The sequence below is a fragment of the Albidovulum sp. genome (assembly GCF_008933605.1).
Lineage (GTDB): Bacteria > Pseudomonadota > Alphaproteobacteria > Rhodobacterales > Rhodobacteraceae > Albidovulum.
Window position 1 is genome coordinate 1 of record NZ_WBUS01000133.1, and the last position, 8,420, is coordinate 8,420.

Here is an 8,420-nt window from a genome sequence, read left to right on the forward strand (position 1 = left end):
CTCTACGACTGGGGCGGCGGGCTCGTCTGGCTCCTGATGCCGGAGGGCGAGGACCTGCGCGTGCGCCTCGGCCCCCTTGACGGCCATGCAACGCTGATCCGGGCGGACGCGGTGACACGGGCGCGCATCGCGGCCTTTCCGCCGGAGCCGGCGCCGGTGGCAGCGCTCGCCGCCGGCATCCGGGCGAGGTTCGACCCGAAGGGCATCCTCAATCCGGGACTGATGGGCTGATGCAGACCAGTTTCACCGAAGAGCAGCTGAAGGACCCCGGCATCGCCCGGGCCAACGAGATCCTGCGCGCCTGCGTCCACTGCGGGTTCTGCACCGCGACCTGCCCGACCTACCAGGTGCTGGGCGACGAGCTCGACAGCCCGCGCGGCCGCATCTACCTGATCAAGGACATGCTGGAGAGCGGGCGGGCGGCGGATGAGAAGACCGTCAAGCACATCGACCGCTGCCTCTCCTGCCTCGCCTGCATGACGACCTGCCCCTCGGGCGTGCACTACATGCACCTCGTCGACCACGCCCGCGCGCATATCGAGAAGACATACCGCCGGCCCTGGCGCGACAAGGCGCTCAGGTGGGTATTGGCAAGGGTGATCCCCAACCCGACACTCTTCCGGCTCTCGCTCCTCGGCGCGAAGATGGCGCGGCCGCTGGCGCGCTTCCTGCCCGACGCGCGGCTCCGCGCAATGATCGCGATGGCGCCGAAGCAGGTGCCGCCGGTCAGCCGCAACGACGATCCGCAGGTCTTCGCCGCCGCGGGGGACCGCCGCATGCGGGTCGCGCTGATGACGGGCTGCGCGCAGAAGGCGCTCAACACCGACATCAACGACGCCACGATCCGGCTTCTGCGCCGGCTAGGCTGCGAGGTCGTGGTGGCGAAGGGCGCGGGCTGCTGCGGCGCGCTCACGCACCACATGGGCCGCGAGGCCGAGGCACACGGTTCGGCGGCGGCGAACATCCGCGCCTGGATGGAGGAGAAGCGCGCGGGCGGACTCGACGCCGTCGTCATCAACACCTCCGGCTGCGGCACGACGGTGAAGGACTACGGCCACATGTTCCGCACCACCGGACTTGCCGCCGAGGCGGCGGAGGTGGCTGCACTCGCCTGCGACGTGACCGAACTGCTCGCGCGGCTGGAACCGGCGGCAAGGGCGCCCGAACAGCTGAGGGTCGCCTATCACGCCGCCTGTTCGCTCCAGCACGGCCAGAAGGTGACGGCGGCGCCGAAGACGCTCCTGAAGGCGGCGGGGTTCGAGGTGGTCGAGCCCGCCGACAGCCATCTCTGCTGCGGCTCTGCCGGCACCTACAACCTGCTCCAGCCCGAGATCTCGGGCGAACTCAGGCGCCGCAAGGTCGCGACGCTGGAGGCACGGCGTCCCGACGTGATCGCGGCCGGCAACATCGGCTGCATGATGCAGATCGGTTCGGGCACCGGCATTCCTGTGGTCCATACGGTCGAGCTTCTCGACTGGGCGACCGGCGGCCCTAAACCCCGGGCGCTCGGCAACGCGTGACTGCCGCGCCCGACCATTGCGGCAGGGGGTGCGCGGCCATATTCTTGCCCCATGCGGCGGATAGGAACCGTCCGAAGCGGCGGAGGCGGGAATGCGGACGGTTCTGGCGGCACTGGCCGCATTTTTGGTCGGCGGGATGGTCGCGGCGCAGGAGGCGCCGCAGGCAACGCCGGGGGATATGGCGCTCACGGCGCTGACCACGGCCGACGCCACCCGCGGCTGGGAGGCGGTGGGCCGCATCGACATCGGCAAGTCCGCCTTCTGCACCGGCACGCTCATCGCCCCGGCTCTCGTGCTGACGGCGGCGCATTGTCTCTTCGAACAGGCGACCGGGCGGCGCTTCGACCCGGCCGAGTTCCAGTTCCTCGCCGGCTGGCGCAACGGCCGCGCCGTGGCCTACCGAGGCGTCCGGCGTGCCGTGCCGCACCCCGAATACGTCTACGAGGGGCGCGACCGGATCGACCGCGTGGCCTACGACCTCGCGATCCTGGAGCTCGACCAGCCGATCCGGTTGCCGTCGGTCCTCCCCTTCGGCACCGGCCGCGACCCGGTGCAGGGCGACACCGTGGGCGTCGTCTCCTACGCGTTCGACCGGCCGGAGGCGCCGGCGCTCCAGCCCGCCTGCGAGGTGCTCGGCCGCCAGCCGGGCATCCTCGTCCTCACCTGCTCGGTTGATTTCGGCTCCTCCGGCGCGCCGATCTTCGCGATGGAGGGGGGCGAGCCGCGCATCGTCTCGGTGGTCTCGGCGAAGGCCGAGCTGGACGGACAGGCGGTCGCGCTCGGAACACAGATGGAAGGGCCGATCAGCGAGCTGCGCGCGGCCTTCGCGGCCGAGGAAAGCCCCTTCCGGAAGGTGGCGCCCGGCTTCGGCATCGCGGGGACGCAGACGACCGCGGCCGGCGGGGCAAAGTTCCTGAAGCCCTGAGCGGGTCTTGACTTCCGAAGGAGCGGTTCACATCTGAACCCTGCCGGGGTGCCGCATCAGGGCTCCGGAAACCTATCGGCCCGCATCTCGCGCAGGGATGGGGCTTCATCGCTCAACGGAGGATGACACATGCGCACGTTTGATCTGTCGCCGCTTTACCGCGCGACCGTCGGCTTCGACCGGATCGCCGACATGATGGACAGGGTGCTTTCGGCCGACGTGGCCCAGCCCACCTATCCGCCCTACAACATCGAGAAGACCGACGAGAACGCCTACCGCATCTCGATCGCCGTCGCCGGGTTCTCGGGCGACGAGCTCAGCGTCGAGGTGAAGGAAGGCTCGCTCATCGTCTCGGCCCGCAAGTCCGAGGAAGAGCCCGCGCGGACCTACCTGCACCGCGGTATCGCAACCCGCGCCTTCGAGCGCCGCTTCGCGCTCGCCGACCACGTCAAGGTCACCGGCGCGGCCCATGTCGACGGAATGCTGCACATCGACCTCGCCCGCGAGGTGCCCGAGGCGTTGAAACCCCGGCGGATCGAGATCGCCCGGGGCGACACCGTCGAGGCGAAGGCGGTGGAGACGGTCGGCGCCTGAGCCTGACGCAAGGCTGGAAACGGGGGCGCGCCGGCGGGCGCGCCCTTCTGCTTTACGCAGGGAGCGAACGGCCTCCGTAGCGGCCCTGGGGCAGTCTCGTCGGGCGTGGCGTTCAATCGTGGAAGGACAAGCCTCGGCACCTGGCCGGGTGCAGCCTTCCCGCCGAATCCTCCCGAAAGGGAGTTTAAGCTCGGTTTCAGTTCCGCGCGCCCTGTCGGGACGGAAAACCGACGCGTATCCGACGGCGGCGGGACGCCGATCCGACGCGTGGTTATGGCATAACGGGGCAGGCTGCCCTACATGGTGACCATGATGCTGAAACGCCTGATCCTCGCCCCCGCCCTTGCCGCGCTGATGGCCCTGCCGGCCCAGGCCGAGAAGCTGTCCCTCGGCGCGATTTCCAGCTATCTCAACGGCTTGACGACGGCCGAGGCCGATTTCCGCCAGATCAACGCCGACGGCTCGACATCGCAGGGCCGGGTGATGATCGAGCGTCCCGGGCGGATGCGTTTCGAATATGCCCCGCCCGACCGCACCCTGGTCCTCGCATCCGCCGGACAGGTCGCTATTTTCGATGGAAAATCAAATACGTCCGCCGAACAGTACCCGCTATCGAAGACCCCGCTCAACCTCATCCTCGCCCCGAAGGTTGACCTTTCCCGGGCCAGGATGGTCGTCGGCCACGGCGAACAGAACGGCCTCACGGTCGTGACGGCCCAGGACCCTCAGCACCCCGAACTCGGAACCCTCCAGCTCGCCTTCTCCGCGAACCCGGTGACGCTGAAACAATGGACCGTCACCGACGAGGCAGGCGGCCAGACGACCGTGGTCCTCGGCCCGCTGACCACGGGCAAGCGCTATCCGATGGACACCTTCTCCATCAATGTCCAAGCCGGAAAGAACGCCAAGCGCGAGAAGTAGTCAGGCTAGAGCTTGCCGCAGGCGGCAAGCTGCATCTGGTACCGTTCCGACCGCTGCCCGACCTCCGAGGCGACGCGCAGCAGCCAGGCCTTTTGGTTATGGCTGCCCCGCGCATACCCGCCGTGGCCCTCGTGGTAGGCAAGGTACTGCCCGCCTGCGTCCCACTTCGAGATGCCGAGCTTCCGCTCCGTCCGGTCCATGTACCAGCCGATGAAATCGGTCGCGTCCTCGATCTTGTTCCGCCGCGCCCCGAAGCTGCGCGTGTCGGCGACGTAGTCGTCCCACGTCCCGTCCAGCGCCTGCGAATAGCCATAGGCCGAACTCCGCCGCCCGGCCGGGATGAAGCCCAGCGCATACTTTCGCGGCGTCTTCGCGTTCCCGACGAACTTGCTTTCCTGGTAGATGGTCGCCATCTGCACGAAGACCGGCACGCCCCATCTGCGCTCCGAGCTCTGCATTGCCGCCAGGTAATGCGGACGCTCGTCCACGATGGCGCAGGCGTTGTCCAGATCCCGAGGCGCGGAATACCGTCCGCCGCCACAGGACACGAGTAGCAACAGAATACCAAGTCGCAGAAGCCTGCCCATACTGCCTCGCTCGATCTGCTCGTTTTTTTGGGCATTTTACGGGAAATCGCCGGCGGGGGAAATCACAAAGCGGGCAGTGGATCCGCGTCGCTTCCGGCTCCTGCCCAGGACGGCGCCCGCGAAGTGTCGCGCGTCGGCAACGGGGCGGCAGGACTGTAGGGGCGAGGTCCACAGACTGTTTCCGCGCGAATCGGACTGAGACATGGACATGGGCAGGCCCTAGGCGTTAATTATTTAGCCAGAGAGGGCGCAACGAAGATGCTCAAGACGCACGCCAAGTATCATCTCGGACAGGTGGTTCGGCACCGGACGCACCCCTTCCGCGGCGTCGTTTTCGATGTGGACGCGATCTTTTCCAACACGGACGAGTGGTATGCCGCGATCCCCGAGGAGAGCCGGCCGAAGAAGGAGCAGCCCTTCTACCACCTTTTGGCCGAAAACGCGGACAGCTACTACGTGGCCTATGTCTCGGAGCAGAACCTCGTCGCCGACAATTCCGGCGAGCCGGTGGATCATCCGGACCTGCATGATCTCTTCGGAGATTTCGAGGACGGCCGCTATCCGCTCCACTTCCACCTGAACTGACCCCCGGCATCAGTAGCCGAGCGCACATCCGTCCTTGCGCGGGTCCGAGGCGCCGACGAGGATGCCCCCAGCTTCGTCGATCCGGATCGCCTGAGCACCGCCAAGCGGGCCATCGGGCTCCACGACGGCGTGGCCAATTTCTGCGAGCCTTGCCCGCGTCGCCTCGGGATAGCCGCGCTCGACCTTCAGTTCGCCGCCCTCCGCCATCGACCGCGGGGCGTCGAGCGCCTCCTGCGGATCCATGCCGAAATCGAGGAGGTTGGAGACGACATGGGCATGCCCCATCGGCTGAAGGGAACCGCCCATGACGCCGAACGGCATGACGACCTTGCCGCCATGGCCGAGCATCGCCGGGATGATCGTATGCATCGGCCGCTTGCCGCCCGCCGCCTCGTTCGGATGCCCCTCGGCGAGGGTGAAGCCCGCACCGCGGTTCTGGAAGAGGATGCCGAACTTCTCCGACGCAATGCCGGAGCCGAAACCCCAGTAGATCGAATAGATCATCGAGACAGCCATTCGATCGCGGTCCACGACCGTCAGGTAGACGGTGTCGCGGTGGATCGCTTCCGTCCGCCGGGCAACCTGCGCCATGGCGCGCCGCGGGTCGATCAGCGCCGCGAGCCGGGCGGCAGTCTCGTCGGAGAGCATGTGGGAGAGGCGGCTGGTGTGCGCAGGGTCGGCGATGAACCGGTCGCGGGCGTCATAGGCGAGCTTGGCGGCCTCGGCCTCGAGATGCGCGCGCTCGGGGCCAAGGGGGTCGAGGGCCGCGATGTCGAAATGCGCGAGGATCTTCAGCAGGAGGATTGCGGTCGCCCCCTGGCCGTTCGGCGGATGCTCCAGAAGGTCGTGATCGCGGTAGCGGCCCGAGATTGGCTCGCCCCAGGTGCATGTGGTGGCCGCGAAATCGTCGAGCCTATGCGTGCCCCCCGCGGCGTTCAGCGACAGCACCATGTCTTCGGCCACCTCGCCCGCATAGAAACCGTCGCGGCCCTCGCGCGCGATGCGGCGCAACACCTCGGCCTGGCCCGGGGCGCGGAAGATCTCGCCCGTGGCGAGCGGCCGGCCATCCCTGAGGTAGAAGCCCCGCGCCGCGCCGCTCAGCCGCGCGCCGCTCTCGGGCCAGTCGAAGGCCACGCGCGGAGCCACGGGAATGCCCTCGTCCGCATAGCGGATCGCCGGGGCGAGGGCGGCGGCGAGGCCGAGCCTTCCGTAGCGGTCGGAAAGGGCGCAGAAGGCGTCGATGGCGCCCGGCACCGTCACGGATTCGATGCTCTCGGTGCCGATTGTGGCCATGCCCCGCGCGCGGAGGTCGGCCGCGGCGAGACCGGCGGGTGCGCGGCCCGAACCGTTGAGCGCCACGACCTCTTCGGTCCCCGCGGGCTTCACCAGGACGAAGCAGTCGCCGCCGATTCCGCAACTCTGCGGCTCCGCGAAGCCGAGGAGAACGGCGCCGGCGATGGCGGCGTCCGCCGCGTTGCCACCCGATTGCAGGATGTCGAGCGCGACCTTCGTCGCCAGCGGGTGGGACGTCGCAGCGATGGCGTTCGTCGCGAAGACGGGCGAGCGGCCGGGCCGCTGGAAATCACGCATGGGAACCTCCTGTCCGGCGCGAGGCTAGCGCGGCCTCTGCAGGAAAGGAATCGCCAAAGCGGCGTCCCGGAGCGGAATCGACGGAGTGCCGGGATGGGGAAGACCTCGGCGCCGCGCAATGGGTGGGGGCTGTTGAACGCGGCGCCGAGGGAAGCCTTAAGCAGCTACAGGGGCAATCTGCCCCGGCAATCGGGCTTGTTTTTGAAGCCTTTGCGGCATCATTGCGGCGGCCGATGACCTAGCGGCACGCCGGCCGGAACTCGAAGGTGAGGAGATTGCGGTCGCCCTCACGGCGGTAGGCGAGCCCTTCGGTCAGGCTGCGGACGAGTGCCCAGCCCCATCCGCCCTCGGCAAGATCGGTGCAGGCTACGTCGGTCGCCGGCATGGCGCGGCCCATCGCCGCAAGGCGGGGCATCGGATGGCCGTGATCCTCGATCCGGCAGTGCAGCCGCCCGCCCGCATGGCAGAGGGTCAGGTCGATCGGACCCGCGCCGAGCCCGGCGTAGGCATGTTCGACGACATTGTTCAGCACCTCGGCCAGGGTGAGTTCGAGTGTGCCGGCATCGTCCGGCCCCATCCTGCGGGCGAACCGCGCCACCGCCGCCCTGAGGGCGTCGCGCACGGCGAGAGGCTCCGCCCGGAAGTTGCGCCGGAAGCAGTCGTCGCCGCCTCGGAGCGCACTGCAATCCGCAGGTGCCATCGCCGGCATCAGGGCCGCGTCATCCGGCGGCGCGCACATGCAGGGCCGTCTCCGGAGCCGTCGCGTGGATGCGAAAGACGCTGTCCATCCGGGTGAGCCGGAACACGCGTGCCACGTTCGGCGTCATCGCGGCGAGTTCCAGCGGGCGCGAGGGCGCCAGGAGCTTCATGGCGCCGACAATGGCGCCGAGGCCGGAACTGTCCACGAAGGTGACCTGCGAGAGGTCGAGGATCACCGGGCCTTCGCCCCCCGCCGTCAGCTCGCGCAGCCGGTCCTTGAACTGGATGGCGACGGCCGCGTCGATCCGCTCCTCCTGCACCCGCAGGATGAGCGCGCCGGCGCCGGGTTCCGAGATGAGGTTCATGCCTTTGCCCTTCTTCACGTCAGCGCAAGGCTGGACCATAATCCTTACCATTCGGTATGCCTGTGCCATGTCCGGACCAGCGGGAGGGAAGAAATGCAAGAGGTCGTGATCGCCGGTGCCGCCCGGACCGCCATGGGGGGCTTTCAGGGCGTCTTCGCCGGGGTCGATGCCGCCACGCTCGGCGGTGCCGCGATTTCCGCCGCGCTGGCCAATGCCGCCGCCCGGCCCGACCAGGTGGAGGAACTCCTGATGGGTTGCGTCCTGCCGGCGGGCCAGGGTCAGGCGCCGGCGCGGCAGGCGGGGTTCCGGGCCGGGCTGCCGCAGTCGGTGCCCGCGACCACGCTGAACAAGATGTGCGGCTCGGGCATGAAGGCGGCGATGCTGGCCTACGACCAGATCGCGCTGGGGGCCGCCGGGATCGTCGTCGCGGGCGGGATGGAGAGCATGACGAACGCGCCCTATCTCCTGCCGAAGATGCGCGGCGGCGCGCGGCTCGGCCACGCCCAGGTCATCGACCACATGTTCCTCGACGGGCTCGAGGACGCCTACGACAAGGGCCGCCTGATGGGCACCTTCGCCGAGGATTGCGCCGCAGCCTTCCAGTTCGCCCGCGCCGACCAGGACGCCTATGCGC

General features: G+C 68.8%; 9 protein-coding genes and 2 pseudogenes. 7 read left to right on the plus strand and 4 right to left on the minus strand.

Going from position 1 to position 8,420, the window contains the following annotated elements:
- The 5 genes and pseudogenes from F9K34_RS14765 to F9K34_RS14785 all read left to right on the plus strand — a co-directional run.
- Positions 1-231: pseudogene (locus F9K34_RS14765) on the plus strand (glycolate oxidase subunit GlcE); the annotation flags it as partial.
- On the plus strand, positions 231-1,520 hold the full coding sequence (gene glcF / locus F9K34_RS14770) for a glycolate oxidase subunit GlcF (RefSeq protein WP_291337823.1): 1,290 nt from the start codon (positions 231-233) through the stop codon (positions 1,518-1,520). The pseudogene F9K34_RS14765 and the gene glcF, both read left to right, overlap by 1 nt.
- Positions 1,521-1,611: 91 nt before the next feature.
- Positions 1,612-2,445, plus strand: a complete 834-nt coding sequence (locus F9K34_RS14775; RefSeq protein ID WP_436405752.1) for a trypsin-like serine peptidase — start codon at positions 1,612-1,614, stop codon at positions 2,443-2,445.
- Between the two features lie 129 nt (positions 2,446-2,574).
- Positions 2,575-3,039 carry an Hsp20 family protein gene (locus F9K34_RS14780; protein ID WP_291337824.1) on the plus strand — a complete coding sequence of 155 codons (465 nt, stop codon included), beginning with the start codon at positions 2,575-2,577 and terminating at the stop codon, positions 3,037-3,039.
- Positions 3,040-3,348: 309 nt separating this feature from the next.
- Positions 3,349-3,960: a LolA family protein gene (locus F9K34_RS14785; protein WP_291337825.1), complete on the plus strand. Its 612-nt coding sequence runs from the start codon at positions 3,349-3,351 to the stop codon at positions 3,958-3,960.
- 5 nt (positions 3,961-3,965) lie between these two features.
- On the opposite strand, the gene F9K34_RS14790 is transcribed toward F9K34_RS14785, so the two are convergent.
- On the minus strand, positions 3,966-4,547 hold the full coding sequence (locus F9K34_RS14790; RefSeq protein ID WP_291337826.1) for a lytic transglycosylase: 582 nt from the start codon (positions 4,545-4,547) through the stop codon (positions 3,966-3,968).
- 258 nt (positions 4,548-4,805) lie between these two features.
- Between F9K34_RS14790 and hspQ the strand changes: the two genes are divergently transcribed.
- Positions 4,806-5,132: a heat shock protein HspQ gene (hspQ, locus tag F9K34_RS14795; protein ID WP_291337827.1), complete on the plus strand. Its 327-nt coding sequence runs from the start codon at positions 4,806-4,808 to the stop codon at positions 5,130-5,132.
- Positions 5,133-5,141: 9 nt separating this feature from the next.
- On the opposite strand, the gene F9K34_RS14800 is transcribed toward hspQ, so the two are convergent.
- The 3 genes from F9K34_RS14800 to F9K34_RS14810 all read right to left on the minus strand — a co-directional run bounded on the left by F9K34_RS14800 (position 5,142) and on the right by F9K34_RS14810 (position 7,786).
- Positions 5,142-6,722 (minus strand): gamma-glutamyltransferase family protein, encoded by a 1,581-nt coding sequence (locus F9K34_RS14800; RefSeq protein WP_291337828.1) that lies wholly within the window; start codon positions 6,720-6,722, stop codon positions 5,142-5,144.
- 238 nt (positions 6,723-6,960) lie between these two features.
- Positions 6,961-7,461: an ATP-binding protein gene (locus F9K34_RS14805; protein WP_291337829.1), complete on the minus strand. Its 501-nt coding sequence runs from the start codon at positions 7,459-7,461 to the stop codon at positions 6,961-6,963.
- Positions 7,442-7,786 (minus strand): STAS domain-containing protein, encoded by a 345-nt coding sequence (locus tag F9K34_RS14810; protein WP_291337834.1) that lies wholly within the window; start codon positions 7,784-7,786, stop codon positions 7,442-7,444. Before F9K34_RS14810 ends, F9K34_RS14805 begins: the two co-directional genes overlap by 20 nt.
- 93 nt (positions 7,787-7,879) lie before the next feature.
- Here F9K34_RS14810 and F9K34_RS14815 point away from each other — a divergent pair.
- Positions 7,880-8,420: pseudogene (locus F9K34_RS14815) on the plus strand (acetyl-CoA C-acetyltransferase); the annotation flags it as partial.

Excerpts from the sequence above, each read along its gene's own strand:
- F9K34_RS14780 (WP_291337824.1), top strand. The coding sequence starts at position 2,575 with ATGCGCACGTTTGATCTGTCGCCGCTTTACCGCGCGACCGTCGGCTTC.
- F9K34_RS14800 (WP_291337828.1), bottom strand. The coding sequence starts at position 6,722 with ATGCGTGATTTCCAGCGGCCCGGCCGCTCGCCCGTCTTCGCGACGAAC.
- F9K34_RS14810 (WP_291337834.1), bottom strand. The coding sequence starts at position 7,786 with ATGAACCTCATCTCGGAACCCGGCGCCGGCGCGCTCATCCTGCGGGTG.
- F9K34_RS14790 (WP_291337826.1), bottom strand. The coding sequence starts at position 4,547 with ATGGGCAGGCTTCTGCGACTTGGTATTCTGTTGCTACTCGTGTCCTGT.
- F9K34_RS14775 (WP_436405752.1), top strand. The coding sequence starts at position 1,612 with ATGCGGACGGTTCTGGCGGCACTGGCCGCATTTTTGGTCGGCGGGATG.
- F9K34_RS14805 (WP_291337829.1), bottom strand. The coding sequence starts at position 7,461 with ATGTGCGCGCCGCCGGATGACGCGGCCCTGATGCCGGCGATGGCACCT.
- F9K34_RS14785 (WP_291337825.1), top strand. The coding sequence starts at position 3,349 with ATGATGCTGAAACGCCTGATCCTCGCCCCCGCCCTTGCCGCGCTGATG.
- glcF (WP_291337823.1), top strand. The coding sequence starts at position 231 with ATGCAGACCAGTTTCACCGAAGAGCAGCTGAAGGACCCCGGCATCGCC.
- hspQ (WP_291337827.1), top strand. The coding sequence starts at position 4,806 with ATGCTCAAGACGCACGCCAAGTATCATCTCGGACAGGTGGTTCGGCAC.